The sequence below is a fragment of the Paracoccus binzhouensis genome (assembly GCF_016446475.1).
Classification (GTDB): domain Bacteria; phylum Pseudomonadota; class Alphaproteobacteria; order Rhodobacterales; family Rhodobacteraceae; genus Paracoccus; species Paracoccus binzhouensis.
The window spans coordinates 1-24,998 of record NZ_JAEHFP010000045.1; the positions used below are offsets into that span (position 1 = coordinate 1).

Consider the following 24,998-nt stretch of genomic DNA (forward strand, 5'->3'; position numbering starts at 1 on the left):
GGCCTGCGCGGCTGGCTGCTGCGCGGGCTGGCCGGCTTGGCCGCGGCGGCGGCGCTGGCGGCGCCGGCGCTGGAATCGGGCATTCGCAACAAGCTCTCCGACATCGTGATCCTGCTCGACGACCGCAGCGCCAGCCAGGCGCTGCCGGGCCGGGCGGCGCAGACCGATGCCGCGCTCGAGGAACTGACCCGCCAGCTTTCCGCCCTGCCGGATACCGAGATCCGCCGGGTGACGGTCGGCGACGACCCGGACGGCACGGCTCTGGGCACCGTCCTGACCCGGGCGCTGGCCGCCGAGCCGCAGGGCCGCATCGCCGGGGTGATCGCGCTGACCGACGGGCTGGCCCATGACGCGCCGATGGTTCCGGCCACGGCCCCGGCGCCGGTGCATGTGCTGCTGACCGGCCGGCCCGCGGATTGGGACCGCCGGCTAGTGATCGAGGAGGCCCCCGCCTATGGCCTGATCGGCAAGCCCGTCACCATCCGCCTGCGGATCGAGGATCAGGGCGCCGTCCCCCCGGAGGTCGCACAGGCCCCCGCCCGGCTGCGCATCCTGCTTGACGGCGAGGAGATGCGCAGCCTCGACCTGCCGCCCGGCGTGACGCTGGACCTGCCGGTGGTGCCGGACCATGCCGGGCAGAACGTGGTCTCGATCGGCTTCGACGCGCCCGAAGGCCCGACGCCCGAGCTGACCGACCGCAACAATTCCGCCGCCGTGCAGATCCAGGGCGTGCGCGACCGGCTGCGGGTGCTGCTGGTCTCGGGCGCGCCGCATGCGGGCGAGCGAACCTGGCGCAACCTGCTGAAATCCGACGCGAACGTGGACCTGATCCACTTCACCATCCTGCGGCCGCCGGACAAGATGGACGCGGTGCCGGTGGACGAGATGTCGCTGATCGCCTTTCCGACCCAGGAGCTGTTCCTGGAGCGGATCAAGGATTTCGATCTGATCATCTTCGACCGCGACCGGGTGCGCGGCATCCTGATGCCGCTCTATTACGAGAACATCCGCCGCTATGTCGAAGAGGGCGGCGCGGTGCTGGTCTCGGCCGGGCCGGAGATGTCGACGGTGGAAAGCCTGAACCTGTCGCCGATGGGCGCGATCATCCCGGCGCGCCCCACGGGGCGGGTCTATGACGAGCCCTTCCTGCCGCGCCTGACCGAGGACGGCCAGCGCCATCCCGTGACCGCCGGCCTGCCCGGCGCGCCGGCCGAGGGCGCGCTTGCGGATGGTTCGGGCAGCCATTGGGGCCGCTGGTTGCGCATGTCGCAGGTGATCCCCGACCCGCGCGCGCAGGTGGTGATGACCGGCGCCAATGACGAGCCGCTGCTGATCCTGAACCGGGTCGGCAAGGGGCGGGTGGCGCTCCTGACCTCGGACCAGGTCTGGCTCTGGGGCCGGGGCTTCGAGGGCGGCGGGCCGCAGCTGGAACTGCTGCGCCGCATCGCCCATTGGTCGATGCAGGAACCCGAGCTGGAGGAGGAGGCGCTGCTGGCCGACGTGACCGGCGGGCTGGGTGTGACCATCACCCGCCGCACCATGGACGACACCGCCGGCCCGGTGCGCATCACCCGCCCCGATGGCGAGACCGAGGAACTGCCGCTGACCGAGGCCGGACCGGGCCGCTTCACCGCGCGCTGGACCGCACCGGGGCCGGGGCTCTACCGGCTGGCCGATGGCGAGATCGCCCGCGTGCTGGCGCTCGGCCCAGCCGCGCCCCGCGAGTTCGAGGAAACCGTGGCCTCGGGCGCGGTGCTGGGCCCCCTGGCCGAGGCGACGCAGGGCGCGGTGCTGCCGCTCTCCGAGGGCGTCCCGTCGCTGCGCACGGTGCGCGAAGGCCGGCCGGCGCATGGCGAGGGCGTGACCGGCCCCTGGATCGCCATTACCCCGCGCGATGCCGCCTCGGTCAGCGGCATGACGCACCGGCCGCTGCTGCCGGGCTGGGCCTGGCTGGCTCTGATCGCCGGCCTGGCGCTGGCCGGCTGGCTGGCCGAAGGGCGCGGCCGGCTGCGCGCCGCCTGAGCGCCGCCTGAGCACGGGCAAACTTGCCAAGTTCGCCCCCCGTTGCTAGGCAAATGAAAACATTCCAAGAGGACCGCATGGCTTCCGACGAGACCGCCTATATCCCGCCGACCGAAGTCGATCTGGCGATGATCAAGCGCATCCTGCCGCATCGCTATCCCTTCCTGCTGGTGGACAAGGTCCGCGACATCGTGCCGATGGAAAGCTGCGTCGGCATCAAGAACGTCACCTCGAACGAGCCGCATTTCGAGGGGCACTTCCCGCAGGAGCCGGTCATGCCGGGCGTCCTTATCATCGAGGCCATGGCCCAGGCGGCCGCCGTGCTGGTCGGCGTCTCGCTGGACCTCGCGGGCAAGGGCATGGGCACCTATTTCATGTCCATCGACAAATGCCGCTTCCGCCAGAAGGTGGTGCCGGGGGACGTGCTGGAACTGCACATGAAGACCCTGCGCGGTGGCGGCAAGGTCTGGAAATTCGAGGGCCGCGCTATGGTCAACGGCCAGCTTGCCGCCGAGGCCGAGGTCATGGCCATGCTGAACCGTGGCGACAATGGCTGACGCCCGGGTCCATCCCTCGGCCGTCGTCGACCCCGCCGCCGTGATCGGCGAGGGCTGCGAGATCGGCCCGTTCTGCGTCGTCGGTCCCGAGGTCGTCCTCGGCCGCGGCGTGGTGCTGAAATCCCATGTCGTGGTGGCGGGCGAGACCGCGATCGGCGACGAGACGGTGGTCTTCCCCTTCGCCTCGCTGGGCGAGGTGCCGCAGGATCTCAAGTTCCGCGGCGAGCGCACCCGGCTGGAAATCGGCGCCCGCAACCGTATCCGCGAATACGTGACCATGAACCCGGGCACCGAGGGCGGCGGCGGCGTCACCTGCATCGGCGATGATGGCCTGTTCATGGCCGGCAGCCATGTCGCCCATGACTGCCGGATCGGCGACCGGGTGATCCTGGTGAACAATGCCTCGGTCGCCGGTCATTGCGTGCTGGAAGATGACGTGATCGTCGGTGGCCTGTCCGGCGTGCACCAATGGGTGCGCATCGGCCGCGGTGCGATGATCGGCGCCGTGACCATGGTGACGGCGGACGTGATCCCCTTCGGCTTGGTGCAGGGCCCGCGCGGCCATCTGGACGGGCTGAACCTGGTCGGGCTGAAGCGCCGCGGCGCCTCGCGCGAGGACATCCACGCGCTGCGGGACATGCTGGCGCAGCTGGGCCGGGGCAGCTTCCGCGACACCGCCCGGCAACTGGCCGCGGCCGAGAACGGCCCGATGGTGCGCGAGGTGCTGGACTTCATCCTCGGCCCCTCGGACCGCAGCTTTCTGGCACCCCATCCATGAGCCGCATCGCCCTGATCGCCGGCGAGGGCCGCCTTGCCCCCGCCATCGCCGCCGCGCTGGACCGGCCGCTGGTCTATGCGCTGGACAATCTCAAGCCCCAGATCGAGGCCAGGCCCTTCCGCCTGGAGCGGCTGGTGCCCTTCCTGGACGAGCTGGCCGAGCAGGGCGTGACCCGGGCGGTCTTTGCCGGCGCCATCCGCCGCCCGAAGATCGAGCCGGAGCTTTTCGACCCGCGCACCCTGACCATCGTGCCGCGCATCCTGATGGGGATGCAGTCGGGCGACGACGCCGCGCTGCGCGCGGTTCTGGACGTGTTCGAGGAGGCCGGCATAGCCATCTGTTCCGTCGACCAGATCCTGCCGGATCTGGTGCCGGGCGAAGGCGTTCTGGCGGGCGAGCCGGGCCCGCGCGACTGGAAGGACGCCGCCCGCGCCGCCGAGATCGTCGCCGGTCTCGGCGCGCTCGACATCGGCCAGGGCGCGGTGGTGGCGCAGGGCCTCTGCCTTGCCGTCGAGGCGCTGCCGGGCACCCAGGCGATGCTGGAATTCGCCAAGGCGCATGCCGGCCTGAAACCCGATCCCAGGGGGGCGGGCGGCGTGCTCTACAAGGCACCCAAGCCCGGCCAGGACCGGCGCATCGACCTGCCGACCATCGGCCCCGATACCGTCTCGCAGGCCGCCGAGGCCGGGCTGGCCGGCATCGCCTGGGAGGCGGGCGGCGTCATCCTGCTGGACCGGGCCGAGGCGCTGCGCCGCGCCGAGGCGGCGGGGCTGTTCCTCTGGGCCCGGGGGTGAATGGGTATTTGGAAAACGGAAAGAGCCTTGCTTCGCCGTTTCCCAAATATCCCGAGCACGGTGCCGCGGCAGCGGCGGGTGGGTATTTGGGCAACGAAGAAGCCCGCGCGGCTTCTTTGCTCTTCAAATACCCCTGGAACATGGCAAGCGGAGCGGCGCGATGAAATTCTTCCTGATCGCCGGCGAGCCTTCGGGCGACAACCTGGGCGGCGCCTTGATGGCCGGGCTGAAAGCTCTCGATCCGGGCGCCGAATTCCTGGGGATCGGCGGCCCGGCCATGGCGGCAGAGGGGCTGGCGAGCCGCTTTGCCATGGAAGAGCTGAGCCTGATGGGCATCTGGGAGGTGCTGCCGAAATACCGCGCGCTGAAGGCCCGCATCGCCGAGACCGCCCGCGCCGTGGCCGAGGCCCGGCCCGATGCGCTGATCACCATCGACAGCCCGGATTTCTGCCTGCGCGTGGCGCGCCAGGCGCGGGCGCTGGCCCCGGATCTGCGCACCATCCATTACGTCGCGCCCTCGGTCTGGGCCTGGCGGCCGGGGCGGGCGAAGAAGATGGCCGAGGTCATCGACCATGTGCTGGCGATCCTGCCCTTCGAGCCGCCGCTGATGCAGGCCGCCGGGATGAGTTGCGATTTCGTCGGCCATCCCATCGTCGCCGAGCCGGTGGCGGGCGAGGCCGAGGCGGCGGCGTTTCGCGCCGCGAACGGCATCGCGCCGGATGCGCCGCTGGTGCTGTGCCTGCCGGGCTCGCGCCGGACCGAGGTCGGCCGGCTTGGCCCGCGCTTCGACGAGGCGCTGATGCGGCTGCGCGACCGGGTGCCCGAGATCCGGGTGGTGATCCCGACCGTGCGCGGCGTCGCGGGCCTGGTGCGCGACATGGCCCGGCGCTGGCCGACGGCGCCGGTGGTGGTCGAAAGCCCGGGCGAAAGGCGCGCGGCCTTTGCCGCCGCCGACCTGGCGCTGGCGGCCTCGGGGACGGTCAGCCTGGATCTGGCCGCGAACGACGTGCCCATGGTGATCGGCTATGACGTGGCGCCGCTCAGCCGGTTGATCATCGGGATGCTGCTGCGGACCGATACGGTGACGCTGGTCAACCTGGTCAGCGAGACCCGCGCCGTGCCGGAATACCTGGGCCGCAATTGCCAGCCGGGGCCGATGTCACAGGCGCTTTATCGACTGGTCGAGGATCCCGAGGAGCGCGCCGCGCAACTGGCCGCCATGGCGCTGACCATGCAGCGGCTGGGGCGCGGCGGCGAGGCCCCGGGCCTGCGCGCCGCGCGTTCGGTCATGGCGGCGATCAGTTCTGCGCCGCGACCACGATGATCTCGACCTTGTAGTCGGGCGTCGCCAGCGCCGATTCGCCGGTGGCGCGGGCCGGGGCGTGGCCGGGGGCGACCCAGGCGTCCCAGACGGCGTTCATCTCGGCGAAATCGGCCATGTCGGCCAGCCAGATCTGGGCCGAGAGGATGCGGGTCTTGTCCGAGCCGCATTCCGCCAGCAGCCGGTCGACCTGGGCCAGCACCGCGCGGGTCTGCTCGGTCACCGATTCGTCGGGCTTGCCGACCTGGCCCGCCAGATAGACGGTGCCGTTATGGACGACCGCCTGGCTCATGCGGGGGCCGGTCTCGATGCGCTTGATCTCGGACATGGAAAATCCTTTCGGGTTGGGCCGGCGTCAGAAGAGCCGCCAGAGGAACAGCGCCGTCATGCCAAAGCCGATGGCCGCAATCAATGCCCGCAACGCGCCGATCGGGATGCGCCGCGCCACCGGCGCGCCCAGATAGCCGCCGAGCACGGTGCCGAGGCTCATCACCGCCGCCGGTCCCCAGGCGACTTGCCCGCCCGCCGCGAAGATCGCGAAGGAGATCACCGACAGCGCGAAGGACAGCCAGTTCTTCAGCCCGTTCATCTGGTTCAGCTGCGTCATGCCCCAGAGCGCGAACAGCGCCAGCAGCACGATGCCCAGCCCGCCGTTGAAATAGCCGCCATAGATCGCGACCGGCACCATGGTCCCGGCCCCGAAGGGCGCGACCGCGTTGCGGTGCTGCGCCGCCCATTCCCGCACCCTGGCGCCCCAGATGAAGACCGAGGTCGCCGCCAGCAGCAGGAACGGCACCAGCACCGCGAAGGCCTGGTTCGAGGAGACCAGCAGCAGGCAGGAGCCGGCGATGCCCCCGACCAATGTCCAGAAGGTCAGGCGCAGCACCAGTGCGCGTTCGATCTGGGCGATCTCGCGGCGGAAGCCCAGGGCCGCCGACAGGTAGCCCGGCAGCGCCGCCACGGTGCTGGTGGCATTGGCCGAGACCACCGGCACGCCGCCGGCGACCAGGGCCGGAAAGGTGATGAAGGTGCCGCCGCCGGCGACGGCGTTCAGCATCCCACCGAGAAAGCCGGCGGCGAGCATCAGCAGGGTTTCGGTCATGCGCGGCCTTTCCGGGTTGCTGGGGCAGCCTTGCATAGCCGCGCCGGCGGGGGGCGTCCAGCGGGCCGGGACGGAGAGGCGTTCGGGAAGGATCGCCGGGGGCGCCGGCAGCCGGGCGGGATGCCCTGCCTCCCGGCACCTGCCACCGGGAGCCTGGCGCCGGGGGGGCCGGCGCCGGAGAACGGACCGGCTCGGGAAAAAATCGCAGGGCCTGGGAATAGGTGGGCCGGTCGGTCCGTAACCCCTTTGCAACCGCCTGGTGTTGCTCTGGATCAAGGGATGAAAGGCATGAAACCGCTTTGCATGGCTCTGATGGCGGTCGTGGTGCTTCCGGCCCCGGCCCTTGCCGATGACGACGATTTTCCCCGCTACGCGCCGGGGCCCGGGATCGAGCGGCTGCTGCTGCGCGGTCTCGATGGCTGGGCCTATCCGTTCTGGCGTGGCGATGACGATGATGACCGGCGCCGGGTTCGCTATCGCGCCTGGGACGATGACGACGACGATCGCCCCCGCCGTCGCCGCGGAAGGGACGACGACGATGATGACGATGACGATGACGACGATTGACGGATCGGACGGCGAGGCCGGCCCCTGGCGGGCCGGTTCTTGTGCCTGCCCCTAGCCTGCCTCGAAGCCGGCGCGGATCTCGGTCTCGGCACGCGCCGCCAGCGTCTTGCGCGTCTCGCCCGCCACCGGGATCGGGGCGTGCAGCCGCACCGTGACCGAGCCCTGCGGGTGTTGCGCCAGCACCGCCAGCAGATGCGGGCCCAGGTGCATGTCGCCCCACCAGCCATAGAAGCGCGGGTCGCGGCCCTGCGGGGCGCGGTAGGTGGCGCTCATCGGCTGGATGGCCAGCCCCTCGGGCAGGGCGGGGTCCAGGAAGCCCTGGAACAGCGTCGGCTTGAAGGGCAGCACCCGGCGCCCGTCGCTGCTGGTGCCCTCGGGGAAGAACAGCAGCCGGTGGCCGGCGCGGGTGCGCTCGGCGAATTCCTCGGCCTGGGCGCGGGCGAGTTTCGGGTCGCGGGCGACGAAATGCGTGTCGGTGACCCGGGTCAGCACGTTGATGCCGGGCCAGCCCGCCACCTCGGCCTTGGAGACGAAGAACACCGGCAGGGCGGCGTTCAGCACGAAGATGTCGAGCCAGCTGGAATGGTTGGCGACGATGGCGCCGGGGCCGCGCATGGGTCGGCCCTCGCAGCGCCATCTCAGCCCCAGGATCCGCAGGCAGAGGCGGCAGACGATCTGCACATGCGGCCCGGTGACCGGGCGATGCGCGCCGGTGAACAGCCGCTCGATGCCGCGCATGGGCAGGATCAGCAGCACGCCCAGCACCAGCACCAGCACGATGCCGGTGCCGCGCAGCGCCACCAGCAGCCAGCCGAGGCGGCCGGGGCGCGGGATGGCTGGCGGCGGTTCCTCGCCGCGCCACGTGCTGCGGGACGGCGTGCCGTTGGACGATGTGCCGCGGGCTTGGGTATCGCGGGCCTGGGCATCGCAGGACGGCGTGCCGCTGGAGGGGGTATGGCTGGAGGGGCCGCTCATTGTCCCTGCCGGGCCTCGTAGAACTTGCGGTGCTTTTCCGACATGGCTTTGGTGTCGACCAGCAGGAAGACGTCGGTGGTGTTGAAGGGCCGGTCCAGATAGGCGCCCTCGCCGACCAGGCCGCCGAGCCGCAGATAGGCCTTGATCAGCGCCGGCATGCCGGTCATGGCGGCGCGGCGGTCCAGCTGCGCGGCCGGGACCAGGTCCATCGCCTGATAGCCCTCGGGCCGGGCGCGCGGGCGGATCGCCGGTGGCGCCAGGTGGTGGTGATGCAGCCAGCTCAGCGGCTGGGCCAGCGCCTGCACGTCGGTGCCATGGAACGAGGCGACGCCGAACAGGATCTCGATCCGCCGCGCCAGCACGTAATCCGCCAGCGCGTTCCACAGCAGGAACATGCCCGAGCCGCCGCGAAAGGCCGGGTCCACGCAGGACCGCCCCAGCTCCAGCAGCGAGCGCCCGCAGCGGCGCAGCGGCGCCAGGTCGTATTCGCCGTCGCAGTAGAAGCGGCCGAAGGTTTCGGCCCGGTCGCCGGGCAGCAGGCGATAGACGCCGACCACATGGTCCAGTTCGTCGCGCGAACGGCGGTTGTCGACCAGCACCAGGTGATCGACCACCGGGTCGAATTCGTCCCGCTCCAGCCGCCGCTCGTGATCGACCAGCGCGCCGTCGCCGCCCAGCTCCTCGACGAAGACCCGGTATCGCAGCCGCTGCGCGGCCAGCAGGTCGGATTCGTCCGTGGCGAGCCGCGTCTCGAAAAAGGAAGTCTCGGGCGTCATTGTCCGGCCTGGCACCCTGTCTGGTTGCGATCTGGCATGTGTCTAGGCGTGCCGGGGGGACATTGCAACCGCGGCCCGACCCGGCCGCGCCCCGCGGCGCCAAGACGGGTTGACTCGCGCAAAAGTTGAATTAACCTGCAGATATCGCCTAATAGGGGTCCATGTTGACCAGTTCAAGATTGATATGTCTGCCGTCCACGACCTGTTTCCCGGCATTGGTGAAGTTCACGGTGATGCGGTCGCCGATCCGCGACTGCACCTGTCCGATGCCCCATTCCGGTGCGCCGGGATGGCGCACCATCATGCCGGGTTCCAGGATTTCATTCATCTTTCGCCCCTTCTTGCGGCACGGTCTTGCGGCATGGTGCAGGCTAGCCCTCCATGGATGATCTGACAATCTATCGCGACCCGCCGCAGGGGCCCGCGCCGCAGGGGGTAGGGGCCGAACGCATGGCCGCCCTGGTCAGTTCGCGGCTCTGCCACGACATCGTCTCGCCGCTGGGGGCCATCGGCAACGGGCTGGAGCTGCTGCAGCTTTCCGGCGCCTTTCCCGGCATCGCCGCCAGCGACGAGATGCAGCTGATCGCCGAAAGCGTCGAGGCGGCCCGGGCCCGGGTGCGCTGGTTCCGCATGGCCTTTGGCCATGCCGCGCCGGACCAGCGGCTGAGCCTGGCCGAGCTTTCGGCGCTGCTGGCGGATGTCGAGAAGGGCGGCCGCATCCGGCTGCGCCTGGACGCCCAGGGCGATCTGCCGCGCATCGAGGCGCGGATGATCCTGCTGGGGCTGATGTGCCTGGAAACGGCGATGCCCTGGGGCGGCAGCGTGCTGGTCTGCCGCGGCGCCAGCGGCTGGCGGCTGGTCGCCGAGGCCAGCCGCACCCGGCCCGACCCGGCCCTGTGGTCCTGGCTGGATGCGGCGCCGACGCGCGAGCAGCCCGAGCCGACCTCTTCCGAGGTGCATTTCCCGTTGCTGGCCGGCTTCGCCCGCGCCGCGAACCGGCCGCTGGCCTGGGAACTGGACGAGACCGGCGGCGAGATCGCCTTCTAGAGCCGGTTGACCAGCCGCCGCCTGAGCCTGTGCAGCGGGCCGGGCGGCAGTTCCGCCCCCTCCTCCAGCAGGGCGCCGAGCAGCGCCAGCGCCTCGGCCTCGGCATGGTCCAGCAGCGCCATCCCGGCCTCGAGCCGGGTGCGCGGGTTGCCCTGGCGGGCCAGCCGGCGCAATTCCGGCAGGGCCCGCGCCGGGTGGCGGGGCAGGGCGGCGATGGCCAGGCTCAGCCGATAGGATTCGGCCCCGACCCGGACCGCGCGGTGATCGCGGCGGATCGCGGCGGCGTCGATGCGGTTCTCGACCAGCATCTCGGCCAGCGGGCCGATGCGGCCGGCCAGGGCCAGCACGCCGGTGGCCGGATGGCCGCCATGCGGCAGCGGCACCGCGGTCAGCCGCGGAAAGCCTGTCCGGATCCGCGCCGCATGGGCGCGGTCGGCGGCGATGGCGGGATCATAGATCAGCAGTCCGGCCACGTCGCGCGCGCCCCGATCCTCGGGACGGGGCATGGCCATGCCGATATGGGCGAATTTCGGGTGACGGCCGGGATCGTAGGGTGCGACCCGCGGGTCGATGCTGTATTGCGGCGACACCGCCATCACCCGCCGGGCGTGGCAGGCCGCCGAATAGAGCAGCGCCGCATAGCCGCCCATCGAGAAGCCGGTCGCGACGACCTCGTCATAGAAGCGGGTGGCGCGTTCCAGCGCTTCGGCCAGCGCCGCGCTGCGGTCCGAGACGAACCAGTCCCGCCGCGCCGTCTGCACCACCAGCGCGTCGATGCCCAGCCGCCGGGCAAAGCGCGGGCAGTCCGGCGGCTCGAAGCCGCGCATGGCGCGGTCGCGGCCGTGCTCGAAGCAGACCACCGCCCGGCGCCCGTCGCCGGAACCGCGGAACAGGGTGATGCGGTGGCGCCGGTCCTGGTGCAGCCTTTCGGGCCGCATCAGGGGCGGATGGTGCCGTCGCCGGTGACCAGATACTTGAAGCTGGTCAGCTGCTCGGCGCCGACCGGGCCGCGGGCGTGCATCTTGCCGGTGGCGATGCCGATCTCGGCGCCCATGCCGAACTCGCCGCCATCGGCGAATTGCGTCGAGGCGTTGCGCATCAGGATGGCGCTGTCGAGGCCCTTGAAGAAGCGCTCGGCGGTGGCGTCGCTCTCGGTCAGGATCGATTCGGTATGGCCCGAGCCGTAGCGGCGGATATGGGCGATCGCCTCCTCGACGCCGTCGACCAGCTTGACGGCGATGATCTTGTCCAGGAACTCCTGCCCGAAATCCGAGGGCTCGGCCGGCACGGTGCCAGGGATCCTGGCCAATTCGCCCTCGGCCCGCACCTCGACGCCGGCGTCGAGCAGATCCTGCACCAGCACGGCGCCGTGCCTGGTATAGAACTGCCAGTCGATCAGCAGGCATTCGGCGGCGCCGCAGATGCCGGTGCGCCGGGTCTTGGCGTTCAGCACCACGCGGCGCGCCTTCTCCAGGTCGGCGTCGCGGTCGGCATAGACGTGGCAGATGCCTTCCAGATGGGCAAAGACCGGCACCCGGGCCTCTTTCTGCACCAGCCCGACCAGGCCCTTGCCGCCGCGCGGCACGATCACGTCGATGAAGTCCTGCGCCCGCAGCATGGCGGCCACCGCCTCGCGGTCGCGGGTCGGCACCATCTGGATCGCCGCCTCGGGCAGGCCGGCCTGCTTCAGCCCCGCGACCAGCGCCTCGTGGATGGCCGTCGCGCTGTTCAGGCTTTCCGAGCCGCCGCGCAGGATCACCGCATTGCCGGCCTTCAGCGCCAGCGCCGCGGCATCGGCGGTGACGTTGGGCCGGCTTTCGTAGATCACCCCGATGACGCCCAGCGGCGTCGCCACGCGCCGGATGTGCAGCCCGTTCGGCCGGTCCCATTCCGCCAGCACCCGGCCCACCGGATCCGCCTGGGCCGCGACCGAGCGCAGCCCCTCGGCCATGGCGCGGATGCGCACCGGGTCCAGCTTCAGCCGGTCCAGCATGGCGGGGCTCAGGCCCTTTTCCCCGGCATGCTGCATGTCGAGGATATTGGCGTCGAGGATCGCCTGCTCGGCCTTCAGGATCGCCTCCGCGGCGCCGATCAGCGCGGCATGCTTGCGCTCGGCCGAGGCCTCGGCCAGCACGGCGGCGGCGGCGCGGGCCTTCTGCCCCAGATCCGCGATCAACGCATCGGCATCGGAAGTGGTCAGGTCTTTCATGGCGGCATTCCCTTGCATGAGGCCTGAAATAGGCCCGCGCGCGCCGAAAAACCAGAGAGGAAAGGCCGAGGCGGCGGAAATCGCCGCGCGGATGCCGGCCCCGGGCGCGGCAGGGCGGAGCCGAGATGCCCCTGCGATGCCATGCTGAAAAAAAAAAACCGCATTGAGCAGGGACTTCCCGGGCGCTTTCAGCGCAGATCGGGAACAGGGGAATAGGGATAAGCCCATCCGCCGGGCATGATCATGCACCCCTGCCCGCAGAATGGCTCGATCCTTGCCGAAGGCGCGCAGAGGGGGACCGCGGCCGGCATTTCTTGCCGTCGCCATTCTTCGCCCCGCTTTGCCGTTTCGCATGGGCGATGAAGCCAAGCGGCGGTGCGGCTGGGGCGTGGCCCGCATTGGGCGCGCAGGATCGGGACTGGCGCGGTGCGCGCGTGATGACAAGCCATCTCGCCAATTCGCCTTCGCGCGAGAGTTCGGATCCTGCACCGCCCCCCGGGACAGATAGGCGGAGGAAATGTCCCGGCCGCAGTTTAGCCTCGCCGTCGCCGTCGCCGTCGCCGTCGCCGTCACCGGATCGTCGATCGGCAAGGACGGCCCTGCGCCGACGATGGCCGGGATCGGCGCCGCAACCGCCGGCCGTCGTCAGCATCGCGCCGGATCGGGGCGCGTCCCTTGGCGAAAGGAAGGATTCCGGGCCGGCCGGCGCAGGGGCCATGGCCGGTGATCGACTCGCGGGGCCGGCCGGGCCGGCAGGTCCGGCCCGAACCTGTCGCAGGCCGGCCCCTCGGCCGGTATCTGCAGGGCATCGCCCATCCGGCGTGCGTCCTTTCCATCTGCTGGCGATATCCGACCAGGGTCTGCCCCGAGGCCAGGCCGATGCCGGCGAACGGGATCTTGTCGCGCGTATCGGGCAAATGGTGCCGGGCTCTGGGCGAGGCCGCCGCTTTCGTGTCGGCGAGGCGGATCCTGCCATCCCCGGTCTGGCGGATCTCGGCCTTGCCGCAGCGCAGCACGAGGCTGTCGCCCGCAACGACCTCTCGGTCACGATGTCGGTGTGTCGGCCGCTGGGCAAGGTCATGGTGCCGCCACACCGACCTGCGGGACATGGGAACGGTTGATATCGCGGCTTCCGTGCCGCCGGTCATGGTCGATTTCGACGCGCCCACGACCTCGGGCCGCCTTCCGCCGACAAGGCCCGCCCGGTCGTTTCCCACCCACCGCTTCATCGCGATCCTTTTCTGCGTGAAGGAATGTTTCCCCTTCACCCTCCTGATCCTCAAAGCGGAGTTCATCGAAGCCGCGCCCCGTTCCTTTCCGTCAGGCCTGTTGGTCCTGAAGGTCGAGCGCGCCTTGTGCCCCGTGACCGGGGGCTTGCCGGGATTGCCTTCGAGGAATGCGACCGCCACCTCCATGCCGGTGCGGGGGGCGATCATGCCGCTTTGACGGACCTGCGTCACGATGCCGTCGAAGCGCAACAGCGCCAGGATGTCGGGGCCGAGCTGGTGCTGGTCGTCGCCCGTCTGGCCGGGACCGCCGGGGATGCGGCGGATGCGGCGCTTGGCTTTTCCTGCTCCATGCACCCGGGCCGATCGCGGCGCCGATGATCGACGGCGGCGGCATCGCCGATATCGTGCCGGACGGGCTTCAGGCCGAACGCCTGTGGACGGATTGCGCGGCGGCTGGTCGGCCATCGCCCAGGCCCTGGTCGAGGCCGCAGGGCCGTTCCGGCAAAGCGCCCCGGCATTCGGGGCGACGGCACCTCAGGCGGTGACGGGCACCACCACCGTATCCTCGACATGCAGTTTGACACGCACCTGCGAGCCGGAGGCGGGCAGGGCGCGGGCGTTGAAGTGATGGCTGGGGATCCGGATGGCGATTTCGGCCCCGCCCTGCAGGGCCAGGCTCGCCTTCAGGCTCTCGCCCTGGAAGACGATCTCGCCCACCGTGCCCTCCAGGCAATTGGTCCCGGGTTCCGCCGGCTCGTCGCCGCATAGCAGCAGCGTCTCGGCCTGCAGCGCGATGCACAGCTGGCCGGGCGCCAGGTCGCGCGGGCAGCCAAGCACCGCCGATCCGAGCCGCACCGCCCGCACCCCCACGCGCTCGACCGGCACGAGCGTCGATTCCCCGACGAAGTCGGCCACGAAATCGTTGACCGGCCGCGAATAAAGCCCGCGCGGCGTGTCGATCTGCACGATCCGCCCCGCCTTCATCACCGCCACCCGGTCCGACATGGTCAGCGCCTCGCGCTGGTCGTGGGTGACATAGATGATCGTCGCGCCCAACTCGGCATGCAGGCTGCGCAGCTCCATCTGCATCGCCTCGCGCAGGTTCTTGTCCAGCGCCGACAGCGGCTCGTCCATCAGGATCAGCCGCGGCTCGAAGACGATCGCGCGCGCCAGCGCAACGCGCTGCCTCTGCCCGCCCGAAAGATTGGCGATCGGCCTGTCGCCATAGCCCGCCAGGTCGACGCTGCGCAGCGCGCGGGCCACGCGCTGCTGGATCCGCTCGGGCGGGGTCTTGCGGGCGCGCAGCGGGAAGGCGATGTTCTCGGCCACGCTGAGATGCGGAAAAAGCGCGTAGTTCTGGAACACCACGCCGATATCGCGCTTCTGCGGCGGTAGCAGCGTGACATCGGCATCGCCGAAGAACACCCGCCCCGCGCTTGGCCGGGTGAAGCCGCCAATGATCTGCAGCAGCGTGGTCTTGCCCGAGCCCGACGGCCCGAGGATCGAGACGAATTCCCCCGCCGCGATGTCGAGCGACACGCCCTTGAGCGCCTGGAAATCGTGATAGCTCTTGGTGATGTCCTGCAGGCGGACGGGAACGAAATTCGATTGCGTCATGGGGGGCTCCGGTCTGGCGGGGGCCGGGCGCATGGCTCAGGCGCCCTGACGGGTCTTGCTGCGAAGGCTGGACAGGACGACCAGCGCGAAGGAAAGCGTGATCAGCGCCGCGCTGATCGCGGCGATGGTGGGGTCGATCTCGTTGCGCAGGCTCATGAACATGCGCCGCGGCAGGGTCTGGTTCTCGCCCCCGGCGATGAAGATCGATACCACCGTCTCGTCGAGCGCGCCGATGAAGGCGAAAAGCGCCCCGGTCGCCACCGAGGGGCGGATCTGCGGCAGTGTCACCTTGACGAAGGCGGCGAAGCGGCCGAGGCCGAGGCTGCGCGCGACATTCTCCTGGTTCATGTCGAAGGAGCGCAGCCCCGCCAGCACCGAGATGAAGACATAGGGAAGGTTCATCATCGAGAAGGCGCAGACCAGGCCCAGCTTGGTCGCGTTCAGTCCGACCTGCGCATAGACCATGTAGAGCCCGGCGGCGAGGATGATCACCGGCACCATCACCGGGGTCAGCAGCACGATCTGCAGCCGGCGCAGCAGCGGCGAAGCCGAGACATTGGCGGCATAGGCGGCCGCGGTGCCCACGGGCACGCAGATCAGCGTCGAGAGCGAGGCCAGCAGCAGGCTGTTCAGCGTCGCGTCCATCCAGTCGCGATCGCCGAAATAGGCCGCGTACCAGCGCCAGGAAAAGCCCGGCGGCGGAAAGGTCAGGAAACGCGAATCCGAAAAGGACATGATGATGACGATGCCGATCGGCAGCACCAGGAAGGCCAAGATCGCGCCGGTCGCGATCCAGAGCAGCAGGCGGGGCAGGGACGAGGTCATGCCGGGCCTCCTCAGCGCATGCCGACGATCTTCTCGACCGGCAGGATGCGGTCGACGCCCCAGAAGATCAGCATCACGATCATCAGGAGCATCATCGCCACGGCGCTGGCGGCGCCGAACTGCAGGTAGAGCTCGACATTGCGCTGCACCAGGGACGAGACCATGATCGTCTTGCCGCCGCCCAGCAGTTCGGGGGTCAGGTAGAAGCCGAGGCAGAGGATGAAGACCAGAACCGAACCCGCGAAGAGCCCGGGCAGGGCCAGCGGCAGCAGCACCCGGCGAAAGACGTGGAAGGCGCCGCCGCCAAGGCTGTGACCGGCCTGCAGCAATTCCGCCGGGATCTTCGAGATCGCCGCATAAAGCGGGAAGACCATGAATGGCACCATGACATGCACCATGCCGATCAGCACGGCGGTGTAATTGTGCGACAGCGATAGCGGCTGTTCGATGATGCCCAGGGCGATCAGCGTCGAATTGACGATCCCCTTGCGCTGCAGCACCACCAGCCAGGCATAGGTGCGCACCAGGACCGAGGTCCAGAACGGCAGCATGACCAGCGCCAGGATCAGCGTCGACCACCCGCGCGAGGCGATCGCGGCCGCATAGGCCAGAGGAAAGCCCAGGGCGATGGCGAGCAGCGTCACCCACAGGCTGACCCTGAGCGTGTCGGCATAGGTGCGCCAGTAGATCGGTTCCTCGAATATCCGGGCGTAATGCACCAGGCTGAAGGCATCGCCCTCGCGCAGCGACTGGAAGGCCAGCAGGCCCAGCGGCAGGCCGAGAAACAGCCCGACGAGCAGCAGGGCGGGCAGGAACAGCAGCAGGTAGCCGCGCTGCTCGGCCCGCTCGGCGCGGGTGATGGCGTCTTCCATGGGCAGATCGGTCATCGGTTCCGGTTCCGGTGGGAAGGGATGGGCAGGGCGCGAACGCCCCGCCGGTGTGGCGACGAAGGCACCGGGGGGCTCAGTCCTGCATGAAGGCGAGCCAGCGCTTCTCGGCTGCCTCGCCGGCTTCCGAGGCCCACCAGGCGGCGCTCAGCGGCACCTGGATCGCGAGGTTCTCGGGCGCCGAGGTCAGGGTCCCGAGCCGTTCGGCGTCCATGAACACGGCGAATTCGGTGTTCAGCGGGCCGGTGGTGTATTCGGTCGCCCAGCCGGCCTGGCCCTTGGGGTCGAGCAGGCCGTTGATCAGCTTCATCGCCGCGTCCCGGTGCGCCGTTCCCTTCAGCACCGCAAGGCAGGTATATTCCATGATCGCCTGGTTGCGGGTGAAGGTCGCGGCGGCGCCTTCGCCCACCGCGGTCGCGGCGCGTCCGTCCCAGAGCGGCAGCATGTCCACCTCGCCGTCATAAAGCAGCTGCGTGGTCTCGGCGCCCGAGGTCCACCAGACATCGACATGCGGCTTGATCTCCTCGAGCTTGGCATAGGCGCGATCGACATCGAGCGGGTAGAGGTCGGTGGGTTTCACCCCGTCGGCCAGCAGCGCGATCTCGAGCATCGGCCGGGCATAGTTGCGCAGCGCCCGTTTGCCGGGGAATTGCTCGACATCCCAGAAATCGGCCCAGCTCTTGGGGCCGTTCTCGCCAAAGGTGTCGGTATTGTAGGCCAGCACCGTGGCATAGGCCGAAAGGCCGACCGAATAGTCGTCCTTGAACGCATCGGGCACGCCCGCGGCATTGGGGATCTGCGCATAGTCCAGCGGTTCGAGCAGCCCCTCGTTCTGCCCGCGTGCGCAATAGCCCGCCGAGGCGTCGAACACATCTCAGGTCGGCTTGCCCGACATCACCTGGGCCTTGATCACCGGATAGCGGTCGGCATTCGGATCGGGCACGACGCGCAGGCCGTATTTCGCCTCGGCCGGCCGGATCAGCGTCCTGGTCATCACGTCGAGGATATTGCCGCCATCGGTGGCATAGGTGACGGTTTCCTGCGCCATCGCCGCGCCGGTCAGGGTTGCGGCCAGGGTGAGGCCGCCTAAGGCATGGGAAAGGGCCCTGAAGCTCATGTCATCCTTCCTGTTGGCTGGGTGTTTCTTGGTCTTGTGCCCCCAAGTCTGCGGCATGCGGCGGCAGCAGGGCCAATACAATGCGCGCTGCCATTCATAACCCGGGGTTGGGTGGCAGGGATCGGGCGGGGATCCTGACGCAGCACATCGGGGACGCCATAGCCCGCGGTTATTCCTTGCCGCCGAATGCGCATTGGCCTTGGGCGCGCGGCCCCGCGAAGCTCGGACAGCCGGTTTGCAAGGAGCGCGCGATGACCTTTCCCCCGACCGCAGGCGAAGCGCCCGATGAAACGCCCGACTCTGCCGCCCTGCTCGCCGACTGGATCGCCGGGCTGCGGCTTGGTGCCGTCCCCTGCGAGGCGCGGCAGGCCGCCAAGGACTGCCTGGTCGATGCGGTGGCCTGCATGGTGGGCGGGGTCTCGGCCGCCTCGTCGCGGCTGGTGCTCGAAACCTTCCGGGCGGCGGGCTCGGGCAGACAGGTGTCGGTCCCGGGCAGTCCCGAGCGGCTGGGCCTGCTCGATGCGGCCTGGCTTGGCGGCCATAGCGCCAATGCGCTGGATTTCGACGATTGCTTCCGCGACGGCGCGCCTTCGCATCCGGGCGCGACGGTGATCCCGCCGGTGCTGGCGCTGGCCGAGGTGCGCGGCGCTTCGGGGGCGGATCTGCTCCGTGCGGTGATCGCGGGCTACGAGGTCTCGCTGCGCATCGGCCGGGCGCTAGACGCCAGCCCCGCGCGCAAGGCCCAGGTGATGGGCTATGGCAGCTGGCAGAGCTTCGGCGCGACGGCGGCCGGGGCAAGCCTGATGGGCCTGGATCCGCGCCGCATCCGCTCGGCCTTCGGCATCACCGCGCTGCTGGCGCCGGTGCCGGGGGTGCGCAAGTCGGTCGAGGGACTCAGGCCCTATGGCTGGCTCAAGAACGCCTATGGCGCCTGCGCCCAGGCCGGGCTGCATGGCGCGCTGCTGGCCGAGCGCGGCTTTCACGGACATCAGAGCGTCTTCGACGGGCCGCATGGCTTCTGGATCATGGCGGGGTCGGACCGACACGATCCGGCGGGCTATCGCGGCCTGGGCGAGGACTGGATGGTGACCCGGGTCGAGTTCAAGCCCTATGCCTGCTGCCGCTGGGCCCATACCATGCTCGAGGCGCTGGCGAGCCTGCGCGGCGGGCTGGACCCCGAGGATGTGGCGCAAGTCGAGGTCCATGGCTTCGGCGAATTCTGCAACGCGCTTGGCGGCGAGTTGCCCGGGACCGTGGTCGATGCGCAGTTCAGCGCCCGCTATCTTGGCGCGTTGGAGTTGCTGGACCGTTCCTCGGCGCGCGGGCTGTTCGAGGCGGATCTGGCCGGCCCGGCGGCGGCCGAGATGGCCGGGCGCATCAGCCTGCATCACGAGCCCGCCTATGACGCGGCGCATGACCGGGCGATGTCCACCCCGGTGCGCGTCGTGCTGCGCACCCGGCACGGCGAGACCCGCGAGACCTATATCGAGGAACCGCCGACCAGCGTGCTGCGCGGCGGCTTCCCGCGGGCGCGGCTCTGCGAGAAGTTCCTGGCGATCTGCGAGCCGGTCCTGGGGGCGGCCCGGGCCGAGGCGGCGCTGGAAACCCTGTGCAACATCGAGACCGCGACGGCGGAACGGCTCGCCGCCCTGCTGGTTCCGCCGCAGCGGGCCGGCTGAGGAGAAGCCTGCGCCGCTTTGCCGGCCACCGCCATCCGGGCCAGCCATCCGGGCCAACCATGGGGCGCTCGGCCGATTGCGCGCGGGCGGCACGCTCACCCCTGCCCGCGGTCGGGGCTGTCGGGGCGGGCCCCGTCCATAACCCGGCGTTCTGCACGCCCCGCCGCATGATATTGGCCTTCCTGCCGCGCGACTGGCAGCTGTGGGCCAGAAGCAAGGAGGTGCAACCATGGGTTACCGTGTCGGTGTCGACGTGGGTGGATCCTTTACCGATTTCGCCGTATTCGACGAGGAAACCGCGACCATCTCGACGCTCAAGGTCTTCTCGCGCCCCGATGCGCCGGGCGCCGAGATCGAGGCCGGGCTGGACATCCTGGCCGCGCGGGACGGCATCGAGCCCGGGAAGGTGCATTATTTCACCCATGGCACCACGGTCGGCGTGAACACGGTGATCCAGCGCAACGGCGATGAGCTGGCGCTCTTCACCACGAAGAACTTCGAGGATGTGCTGCAGGTCGCGCGCCTGAGGATTCCGCAGATCCACAATCTCTGTTCCCGCCGCCCCGAGCCGCTGATCCCGCGCGAGCGCGTCTTCGGCATCGACGAGCGCATCGACGCGACCGGCGCCGTCCTGGTCGCTCCGAGGCGCGAAGACGTGGCGGCGGCGGTGGCGCGCGCGGGCTGCGGGCTGCACGGGCATCGTTCTGGCCTTCCTGCATGCCTATCGCAACCCCGCGAACGAGGCCGCGGTCAAGGCGATGATCGCCGATCTCGCCCCCAATCTCGCCGTCGTCGCCTCGGCCGAAACCTGGCCGATCATCCGCGAATACGAACGCACGATCACCGCGGTGATCTCGGGCTATGTGCAGCCGCGCATCGCGCATTATCTCGACCGTTTCGAGGCTGCCCTGGCCGAAAAGGGCGTGACTTGCCCGGTGCACATCACCAAGTCGAACGGCGGGGTCATGGGGATCGAGCAGGCGCGGGCGGAATGCGTGCAGATGATCCTGTCGGGCACCGCCTCGGGGGTGATCGGCGCGGGCCATCTGGCGCGGCAATGCGGCTTTGCGCGGGTGCTGAGCCTGGATATCGGCGGCACCTCGGCCGATGTCGCGGTGATCGTCGACGGCCAGCCGCAATTCGGCATGGGCGAGCGGATCGGCGATTTCCACATCCATCTGCCCACGGTCTCGGTCTCGTCCGTGGGGCAAGGTGGCGGTTCGGTGGCCTGGGTCGATCCGCTCGGCATGCTCAGGGTCGGGCCGGACAGCGCGGGCTCGACGCCGGGGCCGGCCTGCTACGGGCGCGGCGGCAGGCGGGCGACGGTCACCGATGCGATGGCGGCCGCGAACCTGATCGGCCATAGCCCGCTTGGCTATGGCGCGGTCCGGGTCGACCATGCCGCCGCCCGCGCTGCGATCGCGCCGTTGGCGGAACGGCTCGGCATCTCCGTCGAGGAGGCGGCGGCGCATATCGTCGATATCTCGGTTTCCTCGATGTATGCCGAGGTCTCGGCACTGACCGCGCGCTTCGGCATCGACCCGCGGGCGTTTCACCTGTTCGCCTTCGGCGGCGCCGGCGCGATGCTGGCCTGTTTCCTGGCGCGCGAGCTGGGCACGAAAGGCGTGGTCGTGCCGCCGACCCCGGGCGTGGTCTCGGCGCTTGGCGGGCTGATCGCCGATCTTCGGAACGATTTCATCCGCACGCTTTATGTCGATGTCGATGCGGCCGGCGCGGCGGCGCTTGCCGCGCCGCTGGCCGAACTGCGCGCCACCGCGCTCGACTGGCTGCACGGCCGGCAGGGGTTCCGCGGCAAGGCGCGGATCACGCTTTCGGCCGACATACGCTATGCCGGCCAGGCCTACGAGATCGAGACGCCGCTGGACCCCGAGGCGCTTGATGCCGAGGCCTTGCGCGCGGCCTTTCATGCCGCGCATCGGCGGTTTCACGGGCATGCCGACGCCTCGGCGCCGGTGCAGCTCATCAACCTGCGGCTGGTGATCGCCGGGGCGACCCCGAAACCTGCGCTTCCCGAGATCGCCCGCGCCGCCGGCCCGGCCGTGCCGGTGGTCGAGGTCACCGGCTGGTTCGGCGGCAGGGGCCTTGCCACCCCGGTCCATCGGCGCGGCGATCTGCGCGCCGGCCACCGCTTCGCCGGCCCCGCCATCATCGGCCAGGAGGATACGACCACGGTCGTGCCGCCGGGCTTCGCGGTCGAGGTGGACCGCTTCGGCAATCTCGTCATCACCCGGGAGGCCTGAGATGGTCGTCGATCAGCGCAACCTTTTCGTGCTTGCCAATTTTTGCGCCGCCGCCGCCGATGCGATGGCCTTCACGCTGATGCGCACGCCCATTCGGCCTTCGTCAAGGAGACCGAGGATTTCTCCTGCCAGATCGTGACGCGCGAGGGCCTGGCCTTTGCCAGCCCCTCGCAATTCGGTGCGCCCTGGTATTCGGGGATCGACTATGGCCCGCTTCTGCGGATGTTCGACGATTACGCCCCGGGCGACATCTGCATCACCAACGATCCCTATTCCGGCAATGTCGCGACACATTCGCCCGACCTGCATATCTGGAAGCCGGTCTTTTATCGGGGAAGGCTTGCCTGCTTCGTCGTCGGGCATATCCACAACACCGATGTCGGCGGCGCGGTGCCGGCCTCGCTTTCGCGCAGCCTGACCGAGATCGCGCAGGAAGGGGTCCGCATCCCGCCCGTCAAGCTGGTCGCCGGGGGGGTGATGAACGACTTCGCCGTCGCGGTGATGCGCGCCAATGTGCGCCTGCCCGATCAGAACTGGGGCGATCTCAACGCCCAGATTGCCTCGGTCAATATCGGCGAGCGCAAGATGCAGGAGATCATCGCCCGCTTTGGCTTCGACGCCTTCATCGGCGGGGCCGAGCGGGTCCTCGACTATGCCGAGGCGCAGGCCCGGGCGGTGCTGTCGCGCGTGCCCGATGGCGAGTATTTCTTTGCCGATTCTGCCGACGAGGATTCGGTCGGCGGCAAACCCTGCCGGATCGCGCTGACCCTGCGGGTGAGCGGCGATGAGGTCGAGCTGGACTACACCGGATCGGACCTGCAGCTTTCGTCCTCGCTGAACATGCCGACGGGCGGGCGCGAGCGTCATCCGCTGGTGATGGTGGGGCTGACCTATGTGCTGTTCACGCTTGACGATTCGCTGCTGCTCAATGCCGGCACGCTGCGCCCGGCGCGCGCGGTCCTGCCCGAGGGCACGGTGGTGAACTGCGCGCCCGGCGCTGCGGTCGGCATGCGCTCGCTGACCTGCGCGCTGACCCAGATCGTGACGGTGGGCGCCTTCGCCCAGGCGCTGCCCGACCTGATGCCGGCCGCCTCGCCCGGCGGCAATGCGATCATGAACGTCAAGACCGCGGCCCGCAACGGCCGTCCGGTCATGGCCTCGATCGGGCCGGTGGGCGGCGGCGGCGGCACGCCCTTCTGCGACGGCTCGGACGGGGCCGGGGGCGCGACCGGCTTCCTGCGCAACACCCCGATCGAGATTTCCGAGGCCGAGGTGCCGATCCGCTTCCTGCGCTACGGGCTGGAACCCGATACCGGCGCGCCGGGGCAGTTCCGCGGCGGGCTTTCGGCGGTCATGGAGTTCCAGGTCACCGCCCCCGAGACGGTGGTGACCGCGCGCAACCGCAACCGCTCGATCATGCCGGGATGGGGACTGCGCGGGGCGCATCCGGGCCGGGTGTCGCGCTTCCTGCGCAACCCGGGACCGGCCGAGCAGCAGCTGCGCAACGCCGACCTGGTGCATTGCGATCCGGGTGACGTGATCCGGGTGGTCGGGCCGGGCGCGGGCGGCTGGGGCGATCCCTTCCTACGCGATCCCCGGGCGGTGCTGCGCGACCTGGCGCGAGGCGCGATCTCGGCGGCGAGCGCCGAGGCCGATTACGGCGTGGTGATCCGGGACGGCCGGATCGACGCAGCGGCGACGGCGGCCCGGCGTGCGCGCCGGCGCGCCGTCCCCGGCGGGCTTTTTTCCCATGCAGCCGAGCGGCGCGCATTCGAGGCCGTCTGGAGCGTGGCGCGTTACGATGCGCTGACCGCCTTCCTGGCGCAAATGCCGGTCGGTTGGCGCTACTTCCTCAAGCACCGGGTCTTCGAGGCGGTTGCGGCCCTGCCCGACGCGGCAGCGCAGGATGCGGCGGCGACCGCCGCGGCCATGGCACGGATCTTCGCGGATCTTTGCACAAGATTCGATCTGCCGGCGCCGCGTCTCGCCGCCGAATAGCCCAATGCCAGACCCCGGCCGGCCCCGGACCGGCCTCGCGCCGTCCCGGGCCTTGCCGGCCGGCGGCGTGGCGCTATTCTTGTCGCGACCCATGCCCGTGGAAGGATCGTCCCGCGATGAACGCTCGCCAGATCGAGATCTTCCGCGCGATCATGCGCGACGGCTCGATCACCGCGGCGGCCAATTCGCTCTCGGTCTCGCAGCCGGCGGTCTCGAAGATCCTCCATCACCTCGAAAGCCAGCTTGGCTACAAGCTTTTCGAGCGGATCGGCGGACGGCTGGTGCCGACCATGGAGGCGCATCTGCTCTACGAGGATGCCGACCGGGTCTTCCGCGAGATCGAGGTGCTCAAGAACCTTGCGCTTTCGATCGGCGAGCGCAGGATCGGCCTGCTGCGGATCGAGGCGAGCCTGCCGGTCACCTATTCGGTGCTCAGCAAGGCTCTGCTTGGCTTTCGGGCGAAATACCCTTCGGTCAAGGTGCATCTGCACGCCCTGCCCAAGGCCGATATCTCCGAGCAATTGCTGATCGGCGACATCGACCTTGCGGTGACGCTCTCGACCATCCAGGCGCCGACCGTGCGGTCGGAGGTGCTGGCCGGGGTGCCGGTGGTGGTGCTGATGCGCGAGGACGACCCGCTGGCCGCCAAGACCGAGATCACCCCGCATGATCTGGTGCCGCGCGCGCTGATCTCCTATGGCGCCCATACCGATGTCGGCCCGCAGCTCGACGCTGCCTTCGAGCGCTGCGGCTGCAGCCGCGATCTCTCGATCCAGATCTCGTCGTCGCTGGGCGCGGCGCCGCTCGTCTCGGGCGGGCTCGGGGTGGCCCTGGTCGACGGGCTGATGCGCTGGAGCACCTTTCCGGGCCTGGTCTCGCGCCCGTTCCTGCCGCAGGTGATGATGAACGTGGCGGTTTCGACCAATTCGGCGCGGCCGGTCTCGCGCTTCTTCAAGCCCTTCCTGCAATCCCTGCGCGCGCTGCTTTGAGCCGCATTCGGACCGCAGCGCCGATGCGGTCCCCCGGAACGCCCGCTGCGCAGGGGCCCGGCAAGGTGCCGAGCGGGGCGACATCCTGCCGCCGCGGCCGGAACCCCAGCCCGAGTTGCCGGGGGCTGCGGGCGATATGGGCTAGGTTTACAGCCGCGGCGGGCGTAAGTTACCAGAAAGACAGATCGGATCGACCCGTTCGTCCCCGATGGCATTGCCGGTCAGTGGGGGAGGGTCGGTGCGGAAGT

25 protein-coding genes and 1 pseudogene are annotated in these 24,998 nt (G+C 70.0%); 13 read left to right on the forward strand and 13 right to left on the reverse strand.

The window, feature by feature from the left end; translation table 11 throughout:
• From I9P22_RS11900 to lpxB, 5 genes are all read left to right on the forward strand, one after another.
• Positions 1-2,022 (forward strand): hypothetical protein (locus I9P22_RS11900; RefSeq protein WP_199259698.1); only part of this gene is annotated, 2,022 nt, incomplete at its 5' end.
• A gap of 77 nt (positions 2,023-2,099) precedes the next feature.
• A complete protein-coding gene (gene fabZ / locus I9P22_RS11905; RefSeq protein WP_199259699.1) occupies positions 2,100-2,579 on the forward strand; it encodes a 3-hydroxyacyl-ACP dehydratase FabZ in 480 nt (159 codons plus the stop codon).
• The gene (lpxA, locus tag I9P22_RS11910; protein WP_199259700.1) at positions 2,572-3,357 is read left to right on the forward strand and encodes an acyl-ACP--UDP-N-acetylglucosamine O-acyltransferase; all 786 of its coding nucleotides are present in this window, start codon (positions 2,572-2,574) and stop codon (positions 3,355-3,357) included. Before fabZ ends, lpxA begins: the two co-directional genes overlap by 8 nt.
• Positions 3,354-4,151, forward strand: coding sequence for an LpxI family protein (locus I9P22_RS11915; RefSeq protein WP_199259701.1), 798 nt, complete (start codon positions 3,354-3,356; stop codon positions 4,149-4,151). Before lpxA ends, I9P22_RS11915 begins: the two co-directional genes overlap by 4 nt.
• A gap of 160 nt (positions 4,152-4,311) precedes the next feature.
• Positions 4,312-5,475, forward strand: coding sequence for a lipid-A-disaccharide synthase (gene lpxB / locus I9P22_RS11920; protein WP_199259702.1), 1,164 nt, complete (start codon positions 4,312-4,314; stop codon positions 5,473-5,475).
• Here lpxB and I9P22_RS11925 read toward each other — a convergent pair.
• Together I9P22_RS11925 and I9P22_RS11930 are read right to left on the reverse strand one after the other, a co-directional pair.
• Positions 5,450-5,800 carry a RidA family protein gene (locus I9P22_RS11925; protein ID WP_199259703.1) on the reverse strand — a complete coding sequence of 117 codons (351 nt, stop codon included), beginning with the start codon at positions 5,798-5,800 and terminating at the stop codon, positions 5,450-5,452. The two genes, lpxB and I9P22_RS11925, sit on opposite strands and share 26 nt — an antisense overlap.
• 27 nt (positions 5,801-5,827) lie before the next feature.
• Positions 5,828-6,574, reverse strand: a complete 747-nt coding sequence (locus I9P22_RS11930; protein WP_199259704.1) for a sulfite exporter TauE/SafE family protein — start codon at positions 6,572-6,574, stop codon at positions 5,828-5,830.
• Positions 6,575-6,862: 288 nt separating this feature from the next.
• On the opposite strand from I9P22_RS11930, the gene I9P22_RS11935 reads away from it, so the two are divergent.
• A complete protein-coding gene (locus I9P22_RS11935) occupies positions 6,863-7,141 on the forward strand; it encodes a hypothetical protein (RefSeq protein WP_199259705.1) in 279 nt (92 codons plus the stop codon).
• A 51-nt stretch (positions 7,142-7,192) separates the two neighbouring features.
• Here I9P22_RS11935 and I9P22_RS11940 read toward each other — a convergent pair whose 3' ends face one another.
• The 3 genes from I9P22_RS11940 to I9P22_RS11950 all read right to left on the reverse strand — a co-directional run bounded on the left by I9P22_RS11940 (position 7,193) and on the right by I9P22_RS11950 (position 9,220).
• Complete coding sequence (locus tag I9P22_RS11940) at positions 7,193-8,116, reverse strand: lysophospholipid acyltransferase family protein (RefSeq protein WP_199259706.1); 924 nt, start codon at positions 8,114-8,116, stop codon at positions 7,193-7,195.
• A complete protein-coding gene (locus I9P22_RS11945) occupies positions 8,113-8,892 on the reverse strand; it encodes a GNAT family N-acetyltransferase (RefSeq protein ID WP_199259707.1) in 780 nt (259 codons plus the stop codon). The genes I9P22_RS11940 and I9P22_RS11945 overlap by 4 nt, the downstream gene beginning before the upstream one ends.
• A gap of 148 nt (positions 8,893-9,040) precedes the next feature.
• Positions 9,041-9,220 carry a DUF3553 domain-containing protein gene (locus I9P22_RS11950; RefSeq protein WP_199259708.1) on the reverse strand — a complete coding sequence of 60 codons (180 nt, stop codon included), beginning with the start codon at positions 9,218-9,220 and terminating at the stop codon, positions 9,041-9,043.
• A gap of 53 nt (positions 9,221-9,273) precedes the next feature.
• Here I9P22_RS11950 and I9P22_RS11955 point away from each other — a divergent pair, with 53 nt between their 5' ends.
• Entirely contained in the window at positions 9,274-9,939 is a 666-nt protein-coding gene (locus I9P22_RS11955; protein ID WP_199259709.1) for a histidine phosphotransferase family protein, read from the forward strand.
• Here the strand turns inward: I9P22_RS11955 and I9P22_RS11960 are convergent.
• The 8 genes from I9P22_RS11960 to I9P22_RS11995 all read right to left on the reverse strand — a co-directional run bounded on the left by I9P22_RS11960 (position 9,936) and on the right by I9P22_RS11995 (position 17,823).
• Positions 9,936-10,877, reverse strand: a complete 942-nt coding sequence (locus I9P22_RS11960) for a hypothetical protein (protein WP_199259710.1) — start codon at positions 10,875-10,877, stop codon at positions 9,936-9,938. The genes I9P22_RS11955 and I9P22_RS11960 overlap by 4 nt on opposite strands.
• Complete coding sequence (locus tag I9P22_RS11965; protein WP_199259711.1) at positions 10,877-12,148, reverse strand: glutamate-5-semialdehyde dehydrogenase; 1,272 nt, start codon at positions 12,146-12,148, stop codon at positions 10,877-10,879. The genes I9P22_RS11960 and I9P22_RS11965 overlap by 1 nt, the downstream gene beginning before the upstream one ends.
• Before the next feature lie 569 nt (positions 12,149-12,717).
• Positions 12,718-13,842: a hypothetical protein gene (locus tag I9P22_RS25140; RefSeq protein ID WP_199259712.1), complete on the reverse strand. Its 1,125-nt coding sequence runs from the start codon at positions 13,840-13,842 to the stop codon at positions 12,718-12,720.
• A 69-nt stretch (positions 13,843-13,911) separates the two neighbouring features.
• Positions 13,912-14,994: an ABC transporter ATP-binding protein gene (locus I9P22_RS11975; RefSeq protein WP_199259713.1), complete on the reverse strand. Its 1,083-nt coding sequence runs from the start codon at positions 14,992-14,994 to the stop codon at positions 13,912-13,914.
• Between the two features lie 36 nt (positions 14,995-15,030).
• The gene (locus I9P22_RS11980) at positions 15,031-15,819 is read right to left on the reverse strand and encodes an ABC transporter permease (protein WP_199259714.1); all 789 of its coding nucleotides are present in this window, start codon (positions 15,817-15,819) and stop codon (positions 15,031-15,033) included.
• Positions 15,820-15,830: 11 nt separating this feature from the next.
• Positions 15,831-16,706 carry an ABC transporter permease gene (locus I9P22_RS11985; protein ID WP_199259715.1) on the reverse strand — a complete coding sequence of 292 codons (876 nt, stop codon included), beginning with the start codon at positions 16,704-16,706 and terminating at the stop codon, positions 15,831-15,833.
• Positions 16,707-16,782: 76 nt separating this feature from the next.
• Positions 16,783-17,577, reverse strand: a complete 795-nt coding sequence (locus I9P22_RS11990) for an ABC transporter substrate-binding protein (RefSeq protein WP_199259716.1) — start codon at positions 17,575-17,577, stop codon at positions 16,783-16,785.
• 3 nt (positions 17,578-17,580) lie between these two features.
• Entirely contained in the window at positions 17,581-17,823 is a 243-nt protein-coding gene (locus I9P22_RS11995; protein ID WP_199259717.1) for a hypothetical protein, read from the reverse strand.
• Between the two features lie 251 nt (positions 17,824-18,074).
• Between I9P22_RS11995 and I9P22_RS12000 the strand changes: the two genes are divergently transcribed.
• From I9P22_RS12000 to I9P22_RS12015, 6 genes and pseudogenes are all read left to right on the forward strand, one after another.
• Positions 18,075-19,502: an MmgE/PrpD family protein gene (locus I9P22_RS12000; RefSeq protein ID WP_199259718.1), complete on the forward strand. Its 1,428-nt coding sequence runs from the start codon at positions 18,075-18,077 to the stop codon at positions 19,500-19,502.
• Between the two features lie 229 nt (positions 19,503-19,731).
• Positions 19,732-20,118, forward strand: a pseudogene (locus I9P22_RS24560) (hydantoinase/oxoprolinase N-terminal domain-containing protein); the annotation flags it as partial.
• Positions 20,119-20,260: 142 nt separating this feature from the next.
• Positions 20,261-21,763 carry a hydantoinase/oxoprolinase family protein gene (locus I9P22_RS12005; protein ID WP_233253351.1) on the forward strand — a complete coding sequence of 501 codons (1,503 nt, stop codon included), beginning with the start codon at positions 20,261-20,263 and terminating at the stop codon, positions 21,761-21,763.
• Between the two features lies 1 nt (position 21,764).
• A complete protein-coding gene (locus tag I9P22_RS24565; protein WP_233253352.1) occupies positions 21,765-21,902 on the forward strand; it encodes a hypothetical protein in 138 nt (45 codons plus the stop codon).
• On the forward strand, positions 21,899-23,761 hold the full coding sequence (locus I9P22_RS12010; RefSeq protein ID WP_332909022.1) for a hydantoinase B/oxoprolinase family protein: 1,863 nt from the start codon (positions 21,899-21,901) through the stop codon (positions 23,759-23,761). The genes I9P22_RS24565 and I9P22_RS12010 overlap by 4 nt, the downstream gene beginning before the upstream one ends.
• 116 nt (positions 23,762-23,877) lie before the next feature.
• Positions 23,878-24,750 carry a LysR family transcriptional regulator gene (locus I9P22_RS12015; protein WP_199259719.1) on the forward strand — a complete coding sequence of 291 codons (873 nt, stop codon included), beginning with the start codon at positions 23,878-23,880 and terminating at the stop codon, positions 24,748-24,750.
• Positions 24,751-24,998 lie beyond the last annotated feature (248 nt).